This window comes from Psychrobacter sp. K31L (genome assembly GCF_017942195.1).
GTDB lineage: Bacteria > Pseudomonadota > Gammaproteobacteria > Pseudomonadales > Moraxellaceae > Psychrobacter > Psychrobacter glaciei.
The window spans coordinates 89,802-113,348 of the sequence record NZ_JAGKSC010000006.1; the positions used below are offsets into that span (position 1 = coordinate 89,802).

The window sequence follows — 23,547 nt, forward strand, 5'->3', positions numbered from 1 at the left end:
GTGTCAATAACACTGTAATTGTCTTTGTCCATATGTTTGATTTAATACAAAAAATTTCGTCCATATGGTTGGCAAAATCAAACTTTGCTTTATGATAAGTGAATAACGATACTGATAAAACCAAATCGCGTTAGGATGGTAACGCGTCTAATCGCAAGCAAAATTATAATAGCTAGGATGGCTACATTGACCACAAGCTAAGTTTTCACAGTCAGTCATTTGTCGCATTATTTAGGCCCAGCCATTTAAATAAAAATATGCATAACAATATACCTGACCATTGATATAAATATATCAATATAACCGTACGATGAGTTCAGCTGTGTTACTTGTGTTACCAAGTGGTAAAACGTTTTATAAAGGGACAACTTATCGCGTTTGTTAAACTTATAACGTCTTGTCTTTTGATATGTCGTTTTATTGAATTAATTTGAAAAAGTAGGATACCCATATGAGCACCGTGACCACGAATCCGAGTGATGTTAAGTTTACTCCTTATGTGCCTGCCAAAGACGAAGAGTATATGTCTGATGCGCAGTTAGAGCATTTTAAGGCTATTTTGTTGGATTGGAAACAGCAACTGATTGGCGAAGCAGATCGCACCAAGACTTATATCCAAGATGAGTCTAGCGCCATGCCGGATATTAATGACCGCGCCACTCAAGAAGAAGAGTTTGCCCTGACGTTGCGTACGCGTGACCGTGAGCGTAAACTCATTCGCAAAATCGATAAGTCTATGGCAGAAATTGACAATGATGATTATGGATTTTGTGAAACTTGCGGGGTAGAGATTGGCTTGCGTCGTCTTGAAGCACGTCCAACAGCAACTCAATGTATCGACTGCAAGACGTTATCTGAGATCAAAGAGCGTCAAAACCAAGGTCATACCTAAACGCTCTCTTATGCTAGCGCATTTAAATGAGTACTGAGTGTCTTATAATAACGAGCGACCATTTATTGGTCGCTCGTTGCGTTTTATAGATCTTGTTCCATAGTCAGTTCAATATAAAAAAGAGACAGCATGACTGATATAAATTTTTTGTAGTCTCTGTCTGCACAGACACAGCAAGCAAGAAAAATTGATATCAACAGTGCTTGATGTATCGATATTACTTTTCACTGACTGCGCTATTTTTCTTGTTTGATGGCAATTTATCTCATTTTTATCAGCATTCTTAAAATGAAGACACGTCCTAACAAAACAAGCGTATTTAATAAATATCTTTTTACTCCGATCTTCTTTATTCTAGCCATATCCTCCTACATTGATAGTCATTACTTTGATAACCCCTACTTTGCAAACTGCCCATATTCCTATTCTCCATCAGCAGCCATTATCACCTCCTATCGGTCGCTTTGCGCCTTCACCCACAGGTGAGCTGCATCTTGGCTCCTTGACCACTGCGCTTGCCAGCTTTTGCCATATCAAGTCGCTCGGTGGCAAATGGCTGCTGCGTATCGAAGATACCGACACGGAACGCTGTGACAGACAATTCACTGAGCAGATTCTTATAGATTTAGAAGTGCTCGGGCTACAGTGGGACGGCGATGTCATTTATCAGTCTGAGCGTATTGATATCTATAATGACTATTTGTCGTCAGCCCTGCTGCCACTGACTTATGGTTGTCAGTGCTCACGTAAGGACTTAGAGCGCTACTGGTCTCAGCAAGCACAGACATCCTCGACGACTCAAACTTTAGAGCCTTTACCAGCAGGTTTGAATGCTACGGATATTAAGCAACTGCTGCCCAATAGACAACGCTACCCGCGCTGCTGCCTCAATGCCAATCTCGATCGTCAACAACACAAGCTGCGCATACAACTGCCAGACCATAAAATCGGGTTTAGCGATGGTATTCAAGGGTTGCAGTGGGATAATCCACAACAAACCTTAGGGGATATGGTGGTTCGACGCCAAGACGGCATGATCAATTATATCTTAGCCGCCAGCCTCGATGATGGGCTACAACAAGTCACTCATATTATGCGTGGCTTGGACATTTTACCCATGACCACTGCTCAGATTAGTATCATGCAGGCGGCTAACTTACCAGCTATCGACCACTGGTATCATCTGCCCTTGATATGCAATCCTGATGGGCAAAAGCTCTCCAAGCAGAACCTTGCCCAACCGATTGATACTCGCGATCCAAGTAAGCTTATCGCCGACGCTTTGCAGCTATTACAGCAACCAGAGGTCGATAGAGATACGCCAACCCGTATGTTAGCGCAAGCAATTGCACAATGGGATAATACCCCGTTAAAAGGCAAGAGCGCGCTTAATCTGCCCAATTATTAAAAAACAAAAAGCGCCGCTGCTGGCGACGCTTTTCTACAAATTAACACCTGCTAATAATAACGGCACTGGCTTTTTTCAATCTCAGGGCTTTCTTTATAAATCTTTAGCAGCAAGGCAACCATCACTAAGCTGATGAGCATGGATGAGCCACCGTAACTAAAGAATGGCATGGTCAAACCTTTGGTCGGAATGGCACCCATATTCATCGCCGCATTGATAATCGTTTGCGCGATAAACACCACACCGATACCAAAAGCGGTATAGCTCATACGCATCTGGCGACGCTTGAGCGCGTTATAACTGATACGCATGGCACTGCCAATGATGAGCGCCTCGAGCAGCAATACCACTGCGACCCCCACAAAACCCAGCTCTTCACCCGTAATGGCTAATAAAAAATCCGTATGCGCTTCAGGTAAATGTGACAGTTTTTGTACGCTTTCACCATAACCGACGCCGGTGAACTGACCACGACCAAAGGCAATCAAACTGCGTGCCAGCTGATAATCGGTGTCTTGCACATCGTCAAAAGGATCCAAAAACGACATCACACGTACCAAGCGATATTGCACCAAGGTCACTGCCAGTACTGCCAATCCAGCCACCAAGCCGCCCAATGCCAAGAACTGCTTGTAAGGTGCGCCAGCGATATAAAATATCGCAAAAACGGTGCCAACAATGACCACCAAAGAGCCAAAATCTGGCTGTAATAACAATAACAGCGTGATCATACCGACCACTAAAAATATCCGTAAAAAGCCATCCCAGCCATTACGAACCTCAAAAGATCGACGCACGACAAAATCAGACACGAATACAATCATGACCAGTTTGGCCAATTCTGCAACCTGAAAGTTCAAAAACCCTAGATTTAACCAGCGCTTAGAGCCATTAATCGGCGTGCCAAATAGAGTTAAAACCAGCAAGCCCCCCGTAATGGCTAACAGGAGAAACTGAGTCTCTGTCTTATATAAGGTTCGTAAGGATACTAAGTAATAAGGAAAAGCAGCAGCGATTAGTCCAATTCCCATATAGAGTAGCTGATTTCTAAAAAAATATAGCTCCGTCATGCCGCGACTGAGCGCGAAGGGAATAGAAGCAGAAGCGACCATCAGTAGACTGAGCACCAGCATACAGCCGACACTCGCTAATAAAATTGCGCGCGCTGACGGCATAGAGAGAATGCCATCTGAGCTAGAGGCTTGCTGCGATTGGGGAGACGAACGAAAAAGAGAAGAGAGCGCCATAATTTTATATACACTAACAAACGAAAAAACACGGCGTTTATGCAACGCCACCGTATAAAAAATATAAAGTAGATCGTACCACACGGACCATAATAGCCCGTCAATACTAGAAGAATAACGCCTGATTTGGCAGCTATCCTAGGATTATTGTATCCATTATCACTGTTCTAATAATAAAGTCAGCAAACTGCCTGACTGATTATTGACAGTAGCAGTAATCTATAAGCAAAACAATCATTTATCCACAAAATGCGATTGGCTACACACTGCTGTGTTTGTATTGCTGTGTAATTGCCCAATATTTAGCTAATGCTATTTAAATATCTGTCGCAAGCTGGCTGACCAGCTGGCTAAAATGCTCACCACGAGCCGCATAACCACTAAATTGATCAAAGCTGGCACAGGCTGGCGATAATAACACGGCTTGCACTTGTGACAAGCTACTTGTGGTGACTTGTTGAATGGTGGCAAATGCATTTTCTAACGTTTGGCATTGATGCAGCGCCACTTCATCACTTAATTTTGTTGCACGTAGATGCTGTTCAATCTGCTTAGCGTCCTCACCAATAAATAGTACTTGGCTGACGTATTTATTGATAAAAGGCGTCAATTCACCGAATTTTTGACCTTTACCCTGTCCGCCTAAGATTAACAACAGCTTACCGTCTTTTGGTGCATAGACCGCGCCTAATCCTTCGATAGCCGCCATGGTCGAGCCAATATTGGTGCCTTTTGAATCGTTGAAATAATCAAGGCTTGCCGCAGTGGCGACGTATTGGCAGCGATGCTCGAGACCTGTGAACTGTTGCAGGGTGTTTAGCATGCTATCTAGTGGTAAGCCAGCAAGCTCACCTAGTGCCAAAGCCGCTTGCGCATTGAGCAAATTGTGACGCCCTTTAATCTGTAGTTTGTCCGCTGATAGTAACCGCTCGGTCCCGCGTGCAAGATAGATCTGTCCTTCTGGATCAGTGATGAGACCATAGTGGCCTTTATCAGGAGCATGGATACCTGTGCTCAGCCGTGGCAAATTATCCGCCACCAACGGTCGAGTCAGCGCATCTTCACGATTGATCACCACCGATTTGGCACCTTGAAAGATACGATGCTTGGCTTGATGATAGCCCAGCATATCACCATGGCGATCTAAATGATCGGGTGACATATTAAGAACAGTTGCCACTTGCGCACCTAAATTGGTCACGGTCTCTAGCTGGAAGCTTGACAGCTCAAGTACGGCCAATTGCATATCAGGATTGGCAAGTAGATTAAGGGCTGGCACGCCGATATTACCACCGACGCCCACATTGATACCGGCATCCGCCGCCATCTGTCCGACCAAAGTCGTCACCGTGCTTTTGGCATTGGAGCCCGTAATAGCAACGATAGGTACGGTACAGGCTTCGCAGAACAGCTGAATATCACTGACCACAGGAATGTTGGCGCGACGGGCGGCGGCAACCGCGTCGGTATCTAGAGAAATACCTGGGCTGATAATGATCCGTGCCGCTTGTTGCAATAATTCTGCATCTATCGCTCCAAATTGGCGAATATCAATGGCTGCTGGTAGTTGCTCTGCTAAGGCAGGCGTCGGCTGACTGTCAGTGACAGCCACATGGTAGCCTTGCTTGGTAAGATAGTTCGCTACTGAAAGCCCTGACTGTCCCAAACCGACCACGACTTGTAGACCACTGCCTTTATGAAGTAAGGTTTCTGTTGCGGTAAGGGTGGTCATATCTCTTCCTTCTATTGGACGAACAAAATGGCATCAAGCATATACGTGGTTTAGACCGTCTGAATGATACTGTTAAGATGAAGAGCATGATAACGGTATCGTTCAGATTTCGGTACTGGTTTTTTATGACTTTGTGCTATTATGCGGCTGTTTTTATATTGAGTAGCTAATGCTATAATATCGGCCTAAACAGATATTTGGGCTAAATATTTCACCTAAGCATTTTAGTTTAGCATGTTGTCACATTTACCGCGCTATTGTCACGCTGCTTCCGCAACGATCCCTATTGAGGTAATGAGATGGCAGACACTGGCTTCGATCTACTTATGCGCTTTTGTCTGATAGATTATTTATCTCCTTTTACCGCGGTACGTCATGGCGGTTCTTATACTTTATTTTAGATACTGTATTTTAAACACTATATTTTAGGCCTTATATTTTAGGCACTATCATCATATTGACTATTGGTGAGCGTATTAGCGATACCAGTCAATAAATTGATGGGCGTGCTGCTAGCTAATTATCGATTGATAATGAAGCAACAGCATAATAAAAGTACGTTTAGTAGCACTGATTATAACGACCTGTAATAACGCGATCATTTTAACACTGAGTAATGATTACTTTTTTTGCCTTTAACTCTATGCAGTTTACTTATGACATCTTTTTTTGATAGCTTACGTGACGACTGGTTTTCCAATGTTCGCGGTGACGTTTTATCAGGGGTGGTGGTTGCACTGGCCTTGATTCCAGAAGCCATTGCTTTTTCTATTATCGCGGGCGTCGATCCAAAAGTTGGTTTGTATGCATCATTCTGCATCGCCGTTGTGATTAGTTTCGTCGGTGGTCGGCCGGGTATGATTTCGGCAGCGACAGGAGCGATGGCGCTAGTGATGGTAGATTTGGTGGCTGATCATGGCTTGCAGTACTTGCTGGCTGCTACCTTATTGTGCGGGGCGATTCAGGTCGTCATGGGTATTCTTAAGCTTGGCAATCTGATGCGTTTTGTCTCGCGCTCGGTGGTCATTGGCTTTGTCAATGCGCTAGCGATTTTAATATTTATGGCTCAATTACCTGAGCTTAACCCTATGACTGAGAAGGTCGGGATGACCGTTTATATCATGACTGCGGCGGGCTTAGCGATTATTTATCTGTTTCCGCTTATTCCTAAAATTGGTCGGGTGATTCCTTCACCGCTGATTTGTATCGTTGGCTTGACCGCGGTAGCGATGTATATGAATCTCGATATTCGTAACGTCGGTAGCATGGGTGATTTACCTGATTCTCTACCTGTGTTTTTGCTGCCAGATATTCCATTAAATTTAACGACGCTCTTAATCATTGCGCCTTATTCTATCGCGCTGGCCATCGTTGGTTTATTAGAATCTATGATGACAGCGACGATTGTGGATGAATTAACTGATACGCCGAGCGATAAAAACCGCGAGTGTCGTGGTCAAGGTATTGCCAACGTGGTATCAGGATTCTTTGGTGGTATGGCAGGTTGTGCGATGATTGGTCAGTCAATGATCAACGTCAAATCAGGCGGACGTACGCGTCTGTCTACCTTGATGGCAGGTGTGGTACTGCTCATTATGGTGGTGTTTTTGAGTGAATGGGTCAGTCTGATACCGATGGCAGCACTAGTGGCTGTGATGATTATGGTCTCCATTGGTACTTTTAATTGGCAATCTATTCGCGAGTTCAAGACCCATCCGATGTCATTTAACATTGTCATGCTAGCGACCGTTTTGACCACTATCTTTACTCATAATCTAGCATATGGCGTAGGTGTTGGTGTGCTGCTATCTGCGCTAGCGTTTGCTAATAAAATCGGGCAATTCTTAACGATATTTAGCGAGTATGACGATAGTAGTAACACGCGCTACTACTACGTCCAAGGCCAAGTGTTCTTTGCCTCAACGACGCAATTCTTGCATAGTTTTGACACCAAAGAAGCTTTGGATAGCATTCATATCGATGTCAGCCAAGCGCATTTTTGGGACGTCAGTGCCGTAGATACCTTGGACAAGCTGGTCATGCGCTTGCAACGTGAAGGGATTGATGTCAAAGTGGTAGGACTCAACAGTGCAAGCCGTACGTTGATTGACCGTTTCTCTATCCATGATCGCCGAGACATTGGCTTGTTGGATTAAATGGTTAGATAACCAAGCACTATGCCTGCGTTATCGAACGGACGTTAATTCATGGTTTGTAGACAAACCATTATATTGGTATACCAGTTCAAGCTTTAGGGTCATCGCAGATGAGTTGACCCACTTGACGGTATTTAACTATTAGATGATGTGGTGGCCTTATGAGTAATTTAAAGCCAGATAGCGTAATTGCCTGCTTAGACTGCCCTGATCACGTACAAGCCGTGCTAGAGGCGAGCATGTGGGCAGCACCTCGTTTACAAGCCCCTATCGGTCTGTTGCATTCAGTACCAAGCTTGCAACAAAAAGCAGCGGTCAATTATTCTGGCTGCCTCAATATCGATGACGAAAGTGCTTTATTAGATCAATTTACCACCAAAGAACATTTGAGTAATTGTGAACTAAAAGCGCAAGGCAAACTGTTACTTCATCAAGCCACAACTTATTGCGAGCAGCAGCGCCAAAAATTAAAGACTTATACGTTGCATCGTCATGAACATCTTAATCAAAGTATCGATTATGTCGACAATAAGGCGCAATTGATTGTTATTGGTCATCATGTGACCTGCAAAGCAACGTTGAGTCAGCTTATTCGTTTAAGCCACTGCCCCATTTTGGTGACTCATGCACCATTTTTGACCCCTACGACTGCTTTATTTGCTTTTGACAACTGTGCAACTTCTCATAAACTGCTTAATTGGTTGTGCAAAACGCCGCTTGTTCGCGCCCTAACCATTCATATTGTTATGGTCGGTAAAGACAACTCGGAAAACTGCGATGCACTACGTGAAGCTTATGCCCGTCTCAAGCAAGCTGGCATAAAATCCAAAAAGGCATTGTTAGACTGCCGTGATGTGACAGCAGCCTTAACCTACTATCAAAATGAGCACAATATTGGTCTGCTGATGACAGGCGCTTTTGGTCAGTCTCGTTTGCATGAATTGCTCAAAGGCAGCGACACCAAAAAACTACTAGGCAGTACCAAAACCCCATACCTACTCTTCCCTAAAGTATAACGCCAACGTTTAATTTGCGGGCAGAGTATTGTGCTCTGCCCCTCCTGTCTACTTTTACTCAGTACTCATTTGCTATACACTTTTATCAAATCATCACATGAAATAAAGTGATAGCCTCCCCAAGCGCTTTAAAAGTTGGTTATAATAAAGTTTTCGATACTCCAACGTTAAAGGTTGATCTACTCTGCTTGTATGGACAACAATGACGATTATCGTGCCCCTATAAGCCGTATTTTTTGTCAATACCATAAGCATTTTTGAACCAATTGGCTCAATCCTAGCTACCCCCTTGATTAGGTTTGGCACAGTTCTTGAATGACTTACGTTAAGAATGGCAGTCATACGATGAAGCACAATGTCTATATCAACCTGCGACATCACACATATAAGGAATTTTTTATGAAGCTAATCACTGCGATCTTAAAACCGTTTAAGCTCGATGATGTACGTGAAGCGCTTTCTGACATCGGTGTCAAAGGTGTTACCGTCACTGAAGTCAAAGGTTTCGGTCGCCAAAAAGGTCACACGGAGCTCTACCGCGGCGCAGAATACGTGGTGGACTTTTTACCTAAAGTAAAAGTTGAAGTGGCCGTTATCGATGAGATGGTTGAACCTGCTATCGAAGCCATCACTCGCATCGCTAGCACTGGAAAGATCGGTGACGGTAAAATATTTGTGACGGCTCTTGAGCAAGTCATTCGTATTCGTACGGGCGAGACAGGTCCTGACGCTATCTAACGCGTAGACTTACCTATAAACACAGATTTATAGGACATACCGATATCTATATTGCATATATTCAAGGGGGAATTAACATGCAAAATCAAATCTTTGAGCTCCAGTACGCACTTGATACGTTTTACTTTTTAATGTGTGGGGCGCTGGTCATGTGGATGGCAGCGGGCTTTACCATGTTAGAAGCAGGACTGGTACGCTCAAAAAATACCGTCGAAATCCTAACAAAAAATATCGCGCTATTTGCCACCGCTTGTACCATGTACATGATCTGCGGCTACGCCATTATGTATGATGGCAATCTATTCCTAAGCGGTATTGCAGGCGGTGAGGCTTTGGTAGCAGATGCTTTAGCAGCCTCAGCTGAAAATGGCTTTGGTGGTGATTCTGTTTATTCTGCAGCTTCTGACTTTTTCTTCCAAGTGGTATTCGTCGCAACCTGTATGTCAATCGTCTCAGGCGCTGTCGCTGAGCGTATGAAGCTGTGGGCTTTTCTCCTCTTCGCGGTAGTCATGACTGGTGTTATCTATCCTGTTGAAGGCAGCTGGACTTGGGGTGGTAAAGACGTCTTTGGTTTATTTAACTTAGGTGACTTAGGCTTTTCTGATTTTGCTGGTTCCGGTATCGTCCATATGGCAGGTGCTGCGGCTGCATTAGCAGGGGTATTATTATTAGGTGCTCGTAAAGGTAAGTATGGCCCTAACGGTGAAATACGTGCCATTCCTGGTGCCAATCTGCCATTAGCAGCACTTGGTACTCTCATATTGTGGATGGGTTGGTTCGGCTTTAACGGTGGTTCTGTCCTCAAGCTCGGTGATATCGCCAGTGCCAACTCTGTCGCGATGGTATTTTTGAATACCAATGCCGCAGCAGCAGGCGGTGCTATTGGTGCATTGTTAGTAGCGCGTCTTATCTTTGGTAAGGCTGATTTAACCATGCTCCTAAATGGTGCGCTAGCAGGTTTGGTTGCGATTACCGCAGAACCTTCTACTCCTTCTGCGCTGCAGGCCACACTGTTTGGTCTGATAGCAGGTGTTATCGTTGTTTTATCCATTCTCGCTTTAGATAAAATAAAAATCGATGACCCAGTAGGTGCTATCTCGGTACATGGTGTAATTGGTCTCTTTGGGCTACTAATTGTTCCTATTACCAATCCAGCAGCATCGTTCGTAGGTCAAATTGCAGGCGCAGCGACCATCTTTATATGGGTATTTGTTGCCAGTCTAATCGTTTGGTCAATCATTAAAGTGGTGATGGGTCTACGTATCTCTGAAGAAGATGAATATGAAGGTGGTGATATCGCCGAGTGCGGTATGGAAGCTTACCCAGAATTCGTAAGATAATCGGTTAACATCTAGAAAAATACTGCAGTACAAAGAAATCCCGCACTACCTTTCGGTAATGCGGGATTTTTTATACTGTATAATTTGTACTATATAAATTGCTTTCTATAAAGTATCTAATAATCTAGTTTCTTTAGAATTAGATTATTTCTTTTTCCACTCTTGACTGCGTGAGAATGGACCGATATAACCTTTTAGCTTCAAAGTACTACCACTTAGTTGTGCCGTCATACGATAATCTTTACCTTTCTCAGGATCAGTAATCGTACCACCACTATATTTACCACCACCATCAGCTTTAAGACCTTTGATGATAGTCGTGCCAACGTGTTTCTTACCTTTGGCTGAATTAGTAGAAATCAGCGTACCTGTCAAAACACCATTTGATTCAGTGATTTTTACCGTACCTTTTGGCTTACCTTCATCATAGGTCTGCCAAGTCGTGTTGGCTAGAGGATCAGCGGCAAATGCCATGCTTGCTAAACTGATACCTGCAACTGCTAAAGTGGTTTTTGTAAATAATTTCATAGACTGACTCCCTTCATACAATGATTATTCGAAACGTTATGTTTCTACTCTCCTAGGCTTATCCTTCGCTAAAACTTCATTCCCAGCTGTGCCATTTCCTACTAACTAGTAGTGGGTTAGCGCAACAATAAATAAGCTGTTCATTAAAATTCTAAACGACATAAGCGATGTCTTGACCCATTATAAGCAATTTTAAGCTTTTGCCTAGTAATTTTTTTATAGTTTATTATTTCTATAAAATCAGAACTATATCAAACAGTTACAAGAAGGGATTGTCGATATTTTTATCCAGCTGGTCATCTTTTTCTTTTGACTTGTCATCATTATTATTGTATTTACTGTTGTTTTCAAAAGCTTGTAAAATTTTACTTGTTAAATCATGTAACTGTTGTGCTTGCTGATGCCCAGTGGCATCAAAGGTCAAATCAATGTCGCCATATATAATAATTTTATCTTGCTGGTTTTCGATCACTAGCTCACCAATTTGCATACTTTGATGATTATTGGCAAATGGGTCAATCATTTGAGTCTCCTTTCTATTAACAGCATCTTACGTGATTTTTCAATAGTTCGTACTTTCTGTCACATACAGACACTAGAATGTGTCCTCAATCTGCATAAAAGCGACTAAATAGGCTAATAGTAGAAGCATTACGCCTGCAATTGGGTGATTAGCCAGTCAAGAATCGCCCAGACAAAAAGCATCCAAGTAGGTTCTTCAACAGTCGCCTCAGGCAAATCTGAACTCTCGCCAGCCTTTAATGGTAGCTCGAACGCTTGCGCTTTGGTTTTGGCATCCAGTACGGGTAATACATCGATGCCAATTTCGGTCGCCAATTCATCGACACTGATAATTTCTATACGCTCTGATTCATCATTTGGTGCGTAATAGACCCCTGCTTGATTAATCGCAGGAATATAGACTGCTTTAAAGAAATGACTGGGAACAAGCACTCGGTCAGCCAATTGCTTGGTTTTTTTGCCGGTAAATGCCACCCCTGTAATGGTATAAACTTCTCCATATTGCTGGGTTAAGTAACGAGTGGCTGACTCGATATTGCGCCAAATATAGCGATTATTACGTGGCGATTGCGGAGCGATATTGGCCAAGCTAAAACTATCATATTGTTGACTGCGATTCGCCATATCAGCATTGGGCGCTAAGTGCCCGCGATCATAGCCTGAGCCTGAATAGTCAGACAATGAGGCACGTGCGGATGTGGGTAGTCGGCTTTCTTCATGAAAACTGTCTTCACGATCAATTTCTTTGGCTTGCTGTAAACGCTTGCGATCTAAATACTCTGCCGACCACAGCGGCGTACGTGATACTCCCGAATACATCACGGCAAAACCATCCATACATAGCGCTTGTGTCTTGTTACTGAGCTTAGGATTGGTAAATTCAGGATAGATACTGCCATAAAAGGACTGGCTACACTGGGTGAAGTCATCAGCATGCGCCGAGGTTATGCTTACTACCATCATCACAGTCATTATGATGCTGTTTTTGACACTGTATTTGATCCTGCCGACACTTATCATTCAACTTTCAACCATCTATGCTTGTTATTACGTATACGCTATCGTAGCAGGCGTCTGTGAATAAAGAAAGATAAGGCGTAAGCCGTGACATTTTAAATGCTATCCGCTATACTAGGCGGTCTCAAATATACGGACAACTGATTATTTTTTATTTTAATCAATCAAAATTGTCTGCTATGTCAAAACGGTGAAGTGGGTGAGTGGCTGAAACCGCACGCCTGGAAAGTGTGTATGCGTTAATAGCGTATCGAGGGTTCGAATCCCTCCTTCACCGCCAATCTTATCAATTTTAAGAAAGCCTCCTAGTTTTTCTATCTTGTACTACCCTCTCCTATATACCTCTTAAAACCTTTATAAATAACGCGTCTAGCGTTTTTTTTATGTCTGCTGCTTTCCCAATTCAACCCAACGTCACCCACCTATCCCGTGGCTTGTGTTGGTCTATTCGTTGGTCAACCTATGCTATTAATCCTGTAAATATTAACTTGAGAGACTTTAGTTACGCAGCCTGACGATAATGATCAAACCCAATACGTCCTGATATTTTTTTGAATTATATATACTGTATATCGCTAGGTAGATAGTTAGGGTATGTTGAATCAGTTATGCAAGCACGATAAACTCTTGATATGCACGCATACTAAACAGCCTATAACTAAGGAAGTTGCGTATACTGAATTACGTAAGCTATAGTCGGTTCAGTATAATTTGGATACAAGGAAGGCGAGTGAAAGTACTACAAGTAGTAGACTAAGCAAGCTTGACACCGTATCCAATTTATAGAGAATTGACTATAGTCGGTTCAATTTAAAAGTGGTATAAGGCAACCGAGTGTAGATGTATATTTGATACCTCAAGCGAGGTTAACGCTGTAACGCTTTTATAGTGGATTGACTATATATCTTACGATTAGTGCTGATTCATATCTAGATATATCTCTACACAAGGAAGAAAAAATGACAGGGATTGAGTTTTATAGCAATGGTCATATCATCAGCGAAGCTGACAGTATGCGCAAAAAGCTAGGCGCGTTAGCTCAACAATACCGTGCGACGTCGGCTATTATTGTTACCGATGCTGGAATCACTCAGCTGGGCTATGTCGATATCGCACAGCAATCATTACAAGAAGCTGGCATTCAAGTGGTTGTCTTCGATGCTGTCATCGCTGACCCACCCGTTGACGTCGTCAATGACGCTATGAAAATTGCCAGAGACCATAACTGTGATCTGGTTATTGGTCTAGGCGGTGGCAGCTCTATTGATACAGCAAAAATCGTCGCCTTGCTTCCAAATGACTTTGAGTCAGTAAATGACATTTTAGACAAAGATGTCAGTGGCTTTAATAAGCTGCCTTTATTTGCGATACCAACGACTGCTGGTACGGGTGCAGAGTCTACCTTTGTCTCTGTCATCACGGCAAAAGATGGCAGCAAAAAAGCCATTTATACGCCTAAAATCCTACCTGATGTCGCCATTTTAGATGCCACACTAACACTGAAGCTACCTCGTCACATCACGGCTGCAACCGCTTTAGATGCCATGGTTCACTGCGTTGAAGCGTATACGAGTCGTACCAAGAAAAATCCTATTTCAGATGCATTGGCTGTTAAAGGATTGCAGATGCTCTGGAATAACTTTGAGAAAGTATTGGCTCAAGGCGATGATATCGACGCGCGTGCCGAAATGTTATTAGGCTCTACTTTGGCTGGTATTGCCTTTGTTAACTCGTCAGTAGCAGCAGTACATGGACTCTCGTATCCGCTGAGTATCAATTTTCATATCCCTCATGGACATGCCAATGCACTCGTTATGTGTGGTGTTTTCACATTTAATTTATCAGAAGCCGCCCCGCTTTATGCTGAGCTGGCTCATGCTGTCATGCCTACTCAGACATCTGGCCTGGCAGACTTAGACGCAGCGACTTTATTTATTAATCAACTAAAGATGTTTTTAGAAAATAGTGGTCTCAAGTATCGCTTAAGCGAATTGGATATAACAGATCAAGACATCCCCGCATTGGCAGACATAGTAATAAATACCTATGCCCGACTGATTGCAACCAACCCCAAAGACATGACTTTAGATGAAGTGACAACGATATATAAGGAGATACTCTAAAACAGAAACCATTGCTATTCAAAACAGTTTTATTTATCAAGGAAGATAACCACTATTCAAGGAAACAATTATGTCAGAATATAAATTAGACGTTGTCGTTGATGGCTTTCATTACTTAGAAGGCCCTCGCTGGTATAACAATGCTTTATGGTTTGTTGATTTTTATACTCAAGGCATTTATCGTGTCAATGATGAGGGAGTGGCAGAGGAAATTGCTAATGTTGAGCAGCAACCCTCTGGTTTAGGGTGGTTGCCCGATGGGCGTATGCTGGTTGTATCGATGAAAGACCGCAAAGTATTACGACTAGAAAATGACGGTAACTTGGTCGTTCATGCCGATATTTGGGAGCATTGCGATGGTCATGCCAATGACATGGTGGTTTCAGCCAATGGTAATGCTTACATCGGTAACTTTGGCTTTGACTTGATGGGTGGTGCGGACCATGAAAATACGGGGCTTGTTTTGGTTAAGCCTGATGGAAGCTCACAGATTGTCGCTGAAGGATTGGCATTTCCAAATGGTATGGTTATCTCTGCAGATCAAAAGACCTTGATCGTTAACGAGCTGTTTGGCAATAAAATTACGCAGTTTGCTATCAACGAAGATGGTAGCCTTGGTGAAAAGCGCGACTTTGCTAATTTTGGAGAGTTGGGTGATGAGCCAAACCTTGGTTTGCGTATAGAAAATGCCAGTATATTACCTGATGGTCTCGCGCTAGATGCCGAAGGTGCTGTTTGGATTGCGGATACATTGAACCAGCGTGCCGTCCGTATAGCAGAAGGTGGTGAGATTTTAGAAACTATCGATACGGCACCTGATGGTATTTTCGCGGTTGCCCTTGGCGGACAAGATGGTAAAACACTGTTTATGTGTGCGGCACCTGATTGGGATGAAGCATCACGTAAAGCTGAAACCAAAGGTCGTATGCTGTCCACACAAGTCAAAGTAGGTCATGCAGGTACACCTTAGTTCAAAACCTTTTTAGACATAAATCTAAAACAGCCCGCCTGATTTCACAGTATCCAATAATGCCAATGCAACGATTAGACAACTTACACCCGTCTAATCGTTGCTTCATGCCTGCAAGCTATTTTATTTTTGACCCCTATCCTGCTTCTTATTCTTTTTAGCCTCTTTATATAGGGCGTGTCCTCAATTTAATTGATCATATCTAGACGGGCTAAAAATAGCTATTAACGAATGTCAGACGCGAGTGGCGTAAAATTCGATTATAGTAGGTATTAGCAACTCAGAAAATTAAAATAATGGGAAGGATGGCCTTATGAAAAATTTAGTGGTGGTAGTAGCAGGACTCAGCTTAAGCGCTTGTGTGACGATCAATGCACCGATGGGCAGCACTGATAATGGTAGCAGTAATGGGAATATCGTCACTCAATACCCTGTTGAGACTGCCCTACTCAATGTCTATACCAAAGAGCGCAGCGAACAACTATATGCCGTAGTGGACAAGCAAAATATCGTCGCCGATATTAAGGTGACACCCAAAGGTACAGTGGCTTTCAACAATAAATCAGTTAAAGCTGCTGAGATAAATACCGTCACTAAACGCTACGATCAAATTACCAATCAATCTATCGCGACCAACTATTTTACGACCAATCCCTTGATGTTCCATGGCTTCACGGATAATAGCGGTAGATACTCGCTATCGAACCAAACGACTGTCATCCCCAAGATGGCTTCAGTTGGCGATTCCAGTGCCTTAATCACCGAAAACGTCTACAGCGACAGCAGTATGCGCAAACAAACTGGTACTTATAAACAAAGCTGGTCGCTAACGAGGGAGAGCAATAACCGCGCTTGGCTATGTATAGAGACCTCAGAGAACCTACTCCTCAATTTTGATCCTAATGGCACTTCATCAGAATGCTATAAAATCAATGCTCAAGGTGATATTTTGGCGAGCAAAATCACTATCAGTCAGCCTAGTAAAAATGGCAGTACTGAGGCGGTGACGTTTATCAGTCAGTAGCTCTCTGAATTTTAAAACCTTTAATAGTAAGACTTTCAGTCTATATTTTTAGTACGTTCTTTGGAGTACCTTATGCTTATCAATGCAGATTTTTCACGTCGTGCCGCGCTGACTCCTGAACACCATCAATGGGTAAAATCGCCACAAAATGGTGTGGAGCGTGTGATGCTTGACCGCGTAGGAGAAGAGAAGGCACGCGCGACCAGTTTGGTTCGTTATGCACCGAGCTCTTACTTCCCGCATCACTTGCATCCGGGTGGCGAAGAGATTTTGGTATTGTCAGGGACTTTTTCTGCTGATGACACACACTATCCGGTAGGCTGGTACTTACGCAATCCACCGGCTTCAGGTCATAGACCTTATAGTGAGGAAGGTGCGGTTATTTTTGTTAAACTACGTCAAATGTCATCTGACGAGTCCAACCCTGTGGCGATTGATACTCAAGATAGTGCCAATTGGCAGCGACAAGACAATCGTGACGTTTGTCCTCTGTTTTTAGATAGTAACGAGCAAGTGAGCTTGCAGCGTATAAATGCAGATGAGTTGCTGTTTGATGCTTCAATTGATGGTGGTGCAGAGCTACTGGTGGTGGCAGGTGAGCTGATAGATGATGACCAAGTCTATCAACGAGGTGGGTGGATACGCTTCCCTATCGGTGAACAGCCGCAAGCCAAAGCAGGGCCAGAGGGTGCTACGGTGTATCTGAAAACTGGACATCTCACTCACGTCATTGGTTTAGAAATGAATGAATAAAACCTAAAAAATAGCCACTGCTAGTACCACATTTGAATGTTCAACAGACCCTAATGTATCACTGGCGTACCTTGCGTCGTAAAGGCAAAGGCTTTATTGCTAAAGTTGCCTATCATCACCGCCTCAATAACTGGGGTGACGGTATCGTCAATGCCTTCGACTTCAATGATGAAGTTAGCGCCAGAGCCACCTTTGTCCTCTTCTTTTTCGACAATATAATTGAGCGTGCCCATGGCCGGTAGCTCAATAGGTTTATGCAGATACGATTTTACAAAAGCCCCATGCGTATCGTAGTAATCGATTTTATTGATATACAATGATTTCTTTAGGGTGGTGTTACGAACGCTCAAAGTTGCAGACAGTAAGACTTTACGATTGTCTCTATCGGTATAAATGTCAGAGTAAATCGGCACATAAAAGGTTTGCTGATAGCCAAATTTGCTACGATCAATTTTTGAGGTGATTTCTAGCTGTTTGATGGGGTCTTTCTGCCCTTCTGACAGCATGACGTTCGGGTCTTGAGACGATTGATCACAGCCTGACAGCAGTGCCGTCACAGCAATCAGCAGGACGGATATGTGATACTTATTCATAACTTTCCCTTTTATAATGTCATAGCGTTGCTATTAAAATAATAGGTATGTCGTCGTTGATGTTCAGACAGTGTATCCTTTATTTAGATTTAGCCCGCTACTGTATTTTTACCCCAACGCTACGTAAAAACTGATTAATATGCTTGTTCGCGCCATAGATTATCAGGACATCTTTGTCCTGTAGCACTTGCTCAGGCTCGGCTAAACCTTCGATACTCGGCTTACGTTGCGTACGTCCAAAGCTGTCTTCATAATACTCATAGCGCATGGTACTAAGCAATCGAATATTGAATTTTTGCTTGAGCTGTAAGTCGTCAACGGTCTTTCCAATCAATGTATTTGGAATACTAAGCTCAACGATACTAAAATGATCGGTAAGCTCAAACGAATCTACAAAGTAGCGCAGTGACAGCCGTTTGGCCCAACGATCGGCGGCTTCTTTTTCAGGCAGAATAAGATCGTCCACGCCGATGGCTTGCAGCACTTTTTGGTGCAATGGGTTGATACTGCGGCTAATCAAGCGCCGCGCTTTTAAGGTCTTAAATAGCGCCGTTGCCATGACGTTCGCGCCTTGATCTTCGCCGATTGCGACCACGACGATATCGGTATCGATAATAGGTAAACCAGTGACGGTATACTCATCGGTAGCATCCATACAGACGGTATGCGAGATGACCTCTTTATAGGCCTCAACTTTTTGCATATTGCTGTCAATAGCAATCACTTCATGACCTTGACTGGTCAGCGCCATACCCAGCGACGAGCCAAAGTTGCCTAACCCTACGATGATATATTTCATATTATCCTTTTGATGCCTTAATAATAGTGCCACGCTTGTGTTAATAGAAATTTAATTAACAGGGACTTAATTAACAGAAACTTAGTTAATAGTAATCTCTTCCGTGGGATAGCGGTAGTTACGCTCGCGCATGTTTTTGAATAAAGCAATAAAGAGCGTCAGCATACCCACTCGACCAACGAACATAATCACCGAAATCACCATCTTGCTAAAATCGGACAGCTCGGTCGTCAAATTCAAACTCAAGCCCACAGTGCTATAAGCAGAAAAACACTCAAAAACCACTTTAATCAAGTCCAACTCGGGCTGATCGTAGCTGATAAGTGTCACGCCCATACCAATGACCAACAGCGACAGCCACATGATAGAGAACGCGCGACGAACCGATATCTCAGCGATTTCCCGTTTGAATACTTCCACTCTGGTCTGTCCACGCGCCAAACTCAAGGTATTTAATAGCGCTATGGCAAAGGTACTGGTTTTGATACCTCCGCCCGTTGAGTTCGGTGACGCCCCAATCCACATCAAAAAAATCGTCAACATAATCGTCGGAAATGCTAGGTCGCCCATATCAATACTATTAAACCCAGCCGTTCGCGGAGTAGCAGCAGTGAAGATTCCCGTCACTAATTTGCCATAAAAACTGCCATGGTCAGCCAGTACACCATTATATTCAAACAGCATAACCCCAATGAGTCCCACTAGCAGCAAAGCACCTGTCGTAATGAGGGTAATACGGCTGTTAATATTGAGTAACCATGGTAGATAAGCATAGCGCTGATTACGACGATATATCAGGCGCTGAGCACGGTAACGCAAATACCGCAGTACATTGACCACGATCACAAAGCCCATACCGCCAAAAATAAAGGTAATACCAATAATCAGCTGCAAAGGATAATTAAAGCGCAGCGCGTCATCATATAAGCCTGCACTAAAGGTAGAAAATCCAGCATTACAAAAAGCCGAAATCGCATGGAATACAGAAAAAAACAAGCGCTCAGATAAGTCCATGCCAGGTAAATCATAAATACTGGCGTAAATGAATGCCGCTGCCAACGACTCAACGGCAAAGGTCACATATAAGATAGATTTGAGGGTCGCCACCACATCACCCGTCCCGCGCATATAGGACATCTCACTGATACTTAACTGAGTCTCATAGCTGACACCACCCTTAAAGAAATAGCTAAAATACGTCACAAAGGTCAAAATCCCGAGACCACCAATTTGAATCAAGCCCATGATAATGACTTGACCAAAGGTTGTGTAATAGGTCGCGGTGTCCACCACAATAAGCCCAGTAACACACACTGCACTGGTGGCGGTAAATAACGCATCGATAAAAGACAAAGGCTGGGTGGTCGCGTTGGGCATCATTAATAGCAAAGCGCCAACCAGCACCACCGACAAAAAGCTTAGGATAAAGAATTGGGCTGGATTTAGAAAAGTACGATCAAGATTGAAATCGTGATCAGAGATTTCACGAATGAACGTAACCAGCACCGCAATCTTAATCGCCACAAAACCGTCAACGGAAACAGCCAAGCCTGAGCGTATTAAATCCGTGAAATGCGCCACAAGTAAGATAACAATAGCGATACTGGTCAATAAGTCAAAAACGGCCACTTTATTAATCGTTAGCGGTTTTTTGCTATAGATATAGCGCCCTGTCGTAACGACAAACCCTAAGAAAATAATGACCAAATACAAAATATGAAAAACATGCTGTAGCCAATTCGGTAGCGTAAAACCACTATCGAGGAGAGCCACGGCTACTCCAATGATGCTAATAAAAACAGTAAAATTATTAAGTAATCGATAGCGAATGGCAGCGTGCATAGCCTTAGTCCATGAAAGGAATAACCACGATACTTATACTCCTTTTTTTGACTATTCACTAAGACTGATTTTAAAAAATCTGTAACCAGTTATGAGTTGATTGTTGAAAGCTATGATGAACAAAGAACAGCGTTGTTTTTACATCAGACAGCTCTTTAACTCATCCCAATAAAGGCTGTTGTCATCAACGCTATTGATGACAATCTGATGACAAGTTGGCTACGGTCTAAACGAGTTGCCATGGTAAAGTACGGAGTAATAAATAACGATTGCAGCACCCTGCATAAAGACAATAACTAAGGACGGCGCTATGGTACTGGATATTTTATTGACCATTCATTTCATATTACTAGTGCTGATATCCTTACGCATACTCTCCCGCCATGATTTGACCTCATCGGCTAGACTGGCGTGGATGGTCGTCCTGTTTATCTTGCCTTATATCGGCGTCGTGGTTTACTGGATGTTTGGTGAGGTACATTTAGGCAGTGACTTCAGCCGCAAGCATGAGCAAATTATAGATAAGCTCCATACGCAGAACCCTGAAGTGCTCGGTAGCGACGAGGCTTTAACACATGCCATAAAAACCGAGTATCAAGCGGCGTTTGCTTACTCTGCGAACGTCACAGGCTTTCATACCACGGTGGGCAATCATGCGGAACTCATGGCCGATGCGGCTGAAACGCACAAACGAATGATTGCGGATTTTGATGCAGCAACCGATCATATTCATGTGCTGTATTATATTTGGCTGATTGATGGCACAGGTATCGATATTGCCCAAGCCTTGATGCGTGCAGCACGTCGCGGTGTCACTTGTCGAGCGATGGTGGATGGCATGGGCTCACGGAAGATGGTGAGCTCAAAGATATGGCAACAAATGAAAAATGCTGGCGTGCAAGTCAGCGTGGCACTACCGATTAACAATCTTATAAAGGTGATGTTATTTAGCCGTATTGATCTGCGTAATCACCGCAAGATTACCGTGATCGATGGCAGCATTGGTTACTCTGGTAGTCAAAACTGCGCGGACCCTGAGTTTCGTGTGAAGCCAAATTTTGCGCCGTGGGTCGATATTATGCTGCGCGTCGAAGGACCTGTCGTGGCACAGAACCAGATGCTCTTTGCCAGTGATTGGCTGATAGAAAACCCTGACACAGCGACTGAGAACTTTTATTACCATACCGAGCGGCTAAGCTCGCCAACTTCTACAGGCTTTGCCGCACAAGTCTTTGCTGATGGCCCCACCCAACGCTCAGGCGCAACACCGCAATTCTTAGGAGTCCTAATTAGCCAAGCACAGAAAACCCTGACCATCTCAACCCCTTACTTTGTCCCAGATTATTCCCTCATCAATGTGTTATGTGCCACCGCCTATCGCGGCGTAGAGGTCACGATGATCTTCCCCAAACACAACGACTCGTTGGTAGTCGCCGCGACCAGCCGCAGTTATTATTGGCAATTGCTAGAAGCAGGGGTAAGAATCTATGAATACAAACCGGGATTGCTACATGCTAAGACCTTGACCGTTGACGGTCAGATCAGCTTAATTGGATCGACCAATTTAGATTTGCGTAGCTTTGATTTGAATTACGAAAACAATATCGTCTTTAGCGATACCGCATTAACCGCCGATATTATTGAACGCCAGTATCAGTATATCGCTGATTCAGAAGAAGTCAGCCGTCAACAAGTTGCAGACTGGTCATTGCCATACAGAATTTGGAACAATATTGTCGCGACGATGGGACCTATTTTATAAATAACAGCTGGGTGCTAGGGCGTGTCCTCATTATTGATCAACGCTTTTTTGCAAAACATACACCACAAATTTTGCTTCCGTGCTAAATGCTTGTTGTTCAACCGCTGCCAGTAACGCTTGTCTTTTTTCGCTACGGGCGCGGTAGGCATAAGGGGTCATGGTCAGCAAGTCAGCTAAGTCAGTCGCTGACAATGTCATCTCGGTACTGACACGATACGTCTCTATCAACGTAAAGTATGGTGCCAACTCCTGCAAAAACTTATCAGAATCATGCTCGCGCACGCTATCAAATAGTGCATCACGCATCGTTGCTAAATGTCCGACATCAGGCTTGGCAATAATTAGGTAGCCCTCATCAACCAATACCTTGGCAAAAGCCTCAGGCAAAATAGGGCTAAAAATACTGCTGATACCCGTGACGCTATGAGCACGCAGAGGCAAATTTGCCGCACTGGTGACCAATGGGTAAATAACCGTCGTCTTTTCAGCCTTGTCTTTATGTTGTTGATACCACAGCTGACTGGCGGCTTTGCTCACTTTAGCCAATTCAACCAACGCGGGCTTGCTGATATCAGCTGCTATCAAGGTAGCGATAATATCTGAGCCCATCTGCGCCATTGCCTGAGTGTAATAACCTTCCCCGCAACCGATGTCTAACCAGTTGACTGGGGTTTTATTAGGCTTAGCTGTTGGCACAGAGATGCTTCCATCTTGCCCTAATAATTGCTTCATTTGCTGACAAACCAATCTTTGTAACGGCGCATAATGCCCAGCTGCCAAAAACCGCTTGCGCGCTTCGATAGATTGCTGGCTGTCGCCTGGTGTCTTGGATTTTTTTTGCTGTACGGGCAGCAGATTGACATAGCCTTGACGCGCCACATCAAACGGATGCGCAGTTTGCTTAGGGTTTAAACTGCCATCGCAGCGCCACGTATCGGCGGCTGGTTGCAGAGGTGACTGGCAAAGGGGACAAACAAATAAGGACACAAGCATCTCTAGGTCATAGCAATATGGCTAGCATTTTAACAAAAATTGCGTGGGTTGATGAATAAAAGAAGCCATCAATACAGAATTTAAGAAAACAA

Annotated in this window: 20 protein-coding genes and 1 tRNA gene; 12 read left to right on the forward strand and 9 right to left on the reverse strand. The window is 43.6% G+C overall.

From position 1 onward, the window contains the following. Positions 1-451: 451 nt before the first annotated feature. Both dksA and gluQRS read left to right on the forward strand, forming a co-directional pair. Entirely contained in the window at positions 452-892 is a 441-nt protein-coding gene (dksA, locus tag J5X94_RS10675) for an RNA polymerase-binding protein DksA (RefSeq protein WP_010197974.1), read from the forward strand. Between the two features lie 388 nt (positions 893-1,280). Beyond that, positions 1,281-2,300 carry a tRNA glutamyl-Q(34) synthetase GluQRS gene (gene gluQRS / locus J5X94_RS10680; RefSeq protein WP_416346178.1) on the forward strand — a complete coding sequence of 340 codons (1,020 nt, stop codon included), beginning with the start codon at positions 1,281-1,283 and terminating at the stop codon, positions 2,298-2,300. Between the two features lie 50 nt (positions 2,301-2,350). On the opposite strand, the gene ftsW is transcribed toward gluQRS, so the two are convergent. Both ftsW and murD read right to left on the reverse strand, forming a co-directional pair. After that, a complete protein-coding gene (ftsW, locus tag J5X94_RS10685; protein ID WP_210541241.1) occupies positions 2,351-3,547 on the reverse strand; it encodes a putative lipid II flippase FtsW in 1,197 nt (398 codons plus the stop codon). A gap of 316 nt (positions 3,548-3,863) precedes the next feature. Beyond that, complete coding sequence (gene murD / locus J5X94_RS10690) at positions 3,864-5,279, reverse strand: UDP-N-acetylmuramoyl-L-alanine--D-glutamate ligase (RefSeq protein ID WP_210541242.1); 1,416 nt, start codon at positions 5,277-5,279, stop codon at positions 3,864-3,866. Between the two features lie 656 nt (positions 5,280-5,935). Here murD and J5X94_RS10695 point away from each other — a divergent pair. The 4 genes from J5X94_RS10695 (at position 5,936) to J5X94_RS10710 (ending at position 10,529) form a co-directional block, all read left to right on the forward strand. Beyond that, positions 5,936-7,435 carry a SulP family inorganic anion transporter gene (locus J5X94_RS10695; protein WP_189585982.1) on the forward strand — a complete coding sequence of 500 codons (1,500 nt, stop codon included), beginning with the start codon at positions 5,936-5,938 and terminating at the stop codon, positions 7,433-7,435. A gap of 161 nt (positions 7,436-7,596) precedes the next feature. Then, on the forward strand, positions 7,597-8,451 hold the full coding sequence (locus tag J5X94_RS10700) for a universal stress protein (protein ID WP_210541243.1): 855 nt from the start codon (positions 7,597-7,599) through the stop codon (positions 8,449-8,451). Positions 8,452-8,850: 399 nt separating this feature from the next. Beyond that, complete coding sequence (locus J5X94_RS10705; protein ID WP_010197981.1) at positions 8,851-9,189, forward strand: P-II family nitrogen regulator; 339 nt, start codon at positions 8,851-8,853, stop codon at positions 9,187-9,189. Between the two features lie 77 nt (positions 9,190-9,266). Next, entirely contained in the window at positions 9,267-10,529 is a 1,263-nt protein-coding gene (locus J5X94_RS10710; protein WP_010197982.1) for an ammonium transporter, read from the forward strand. A gap of 144 nt (positions 10,530-10,673) precedes the next feature. On the opposite strand, the gene J5X94_RS10715 is transcribed toward J5X94_RS10710, so the two are convergent. The 3 genes from J5X94_RS10715 to J5X94_RS10725 form a co-directional block, all read right to left on the reverse strand. Further along, a complete protein-coding gene (locus J5X94_RS10715) occupies positions 10,674-11,057 on the reverse strand; it encodes a DUF2147 domain-containing protein (RefSeq protein WP_210541244.1) in 384 nt (127 codons plus the stop codon). Between the two features lie 259 nt (positions 11,058-11,316). Further along, positions 11,317-11,580 (reverse strand): hypothetical protein, encoded by a 264-nt coding sequence (locus J5X94_RS10720; protein WP_194620940.1) that lies wholly within the window; start codon positions 11,578-11,580, stop codon positions 11,317-11,319. A 128-nt stretch (positions 11,581-11,708) separates the two neighbouring features. Continuing rightward, a complete protein-coding gene (locus J5X94_RS10725; RefSeq protein WP_227679572.1) occupies positions 11,709-12,539 on the reverse strand; it encodes a DNA/RNA non-specific endonuclease in 831 nt (276 codons plus the stop codon). A 246-nt stretch (positions 12,540-12,785) separates the two neighbouring features. On the opposite strand from J5X94_RS10725, the gene J5X94_RS10730 reads away from it, so the two are divergent. The 5 genes from J5X94_RS10730 (at position 12,786) to J5X94_RS10750 (ending at position 17,466) form a co-directional block, all read left to right on the forward strand. Continuing rightward, a tRNA-Ser gene (locus J5X94_RS10730) sits at positions 12,786-12,876 on the forward strand. A gap of 679 nt (positions 12,877-13,555) precedes the next feature. Then, a complete protein-coding gene (locus J5X94_RS10735; protein WP_210541246.1) occupies positions 13,556-14,719 on the forward strand; it encodes an iron-containing alcohol dehydrogenase in 1,164 nt (387 codons plus the stop codon). Between the two features lie 70 nt (positions 14,720-14,789). Then, positions 14,790-15,689, forward strand: a complete 900-nt coding sequence (locus J5X94_RS10740) for an SMP-30/gluconolactonase/LRE family protein (protein WP_210541247.1) — start codon at positions 14,790-14,792, stop codon at positions 15,687-15,689. Positions 15,690-16,002: 313 nt separating this feature from the next. After that, positions 16,003-16,713, forward strand: a complete 711-nt coding sequence (locus tag J5X94_RS10745; RefSeq protein WP_210541248.1) for a hypothetical protein — start codon at positions 16,003-16,005, stop codon at positions 16,711-16,713. A gap of 72 nt (positions 16,714-16,785) precedes the next feature. Beyond that, positions 16,786-17,466, forward strand: coding sequence for a cupin domain-containing protein (locus J5X94_RS10750; RefSeq protein ID WP_210541249.1), 681 nt, complete (start codon positions 16,786-16,788; stop codon positions 17,464-17,466). Positions 17,467-17,516: 50 nt separating this feature from the next. Here the strand turns inward: J5X94_RS10750 and J5X94_RS10755 are convergent, their stop codons facing one another. The 3 genes from J5X94_RS10755 to J5X94_RS10765 all read right to left on the reverse strand — a co-directional run bounded on the left by J5X94_RS10755 (position 17,517) and on the right by J5X94_RS10765 (position 20,700). After that, a complete protein-coding gene (locus tag J5X94_RS10755) occupies positions 17,517-18,059 on the reverse strand; it encodes a DUF3124 domain-containing protein (protein ID WP_210541250.1) in 543 nt (180 codons plus the stop codon). 97 nt (positions 18,060-18,156) lie between these two features. Continuing rightward, positions 18,157-18,858, reverse strand: a complete 702-nt coding sequence (locus J5X94_RS10760; RefSeq protein ID WP_189585879.1) for a potassium channel family protein — start codon at positions 18,856-18,858, stop codon at positions 18,157-18,159. 81 nt (positions 18,859-18,939) lie between these two features. Next, entirely contained in the window at positions 18,940-20,700 is a 1,761-nt protein-coding gene (locus J5X94_RS10765) for a TrkH family potassium uptake protein (RefSeq protein ID WP_210541251.1), read from the reverse strand. Positions 20,701-21,010: 310 nt separating this feature from the next. Here J5X94_RS10765 and cls point away from each other — a divergent pair, with 310 nt between their 5' ends. After that, complete coding sequence (gene cls / locus J5X94_RS10770) at positions 21,011-22,462, forward strand: cardiolipin synthase (protein ID WP_210541252.1); 1,452 nt, start codon at positions 21,011-21,013, stop codon at positions 22,460-22,462. A 30-nt stretch (positions 22,463-22,492) separates the two neighbouring features. On the opposite strand, the gene J5X94_RS10775 is transcribed toward cls, so the two are convergent. After that, positions 22,493-23,455, reverse strand: a complete 963-nt coding sequence (locus J5X94_RS10775) for a putative RNA methyltransferase (protein WP_210541253.1) — start codon at positions 23,453-23,455, stop codon at positions 22,493-22,495. Positions 23,456-23,547 lie beyond the last annotated feature (92 nt).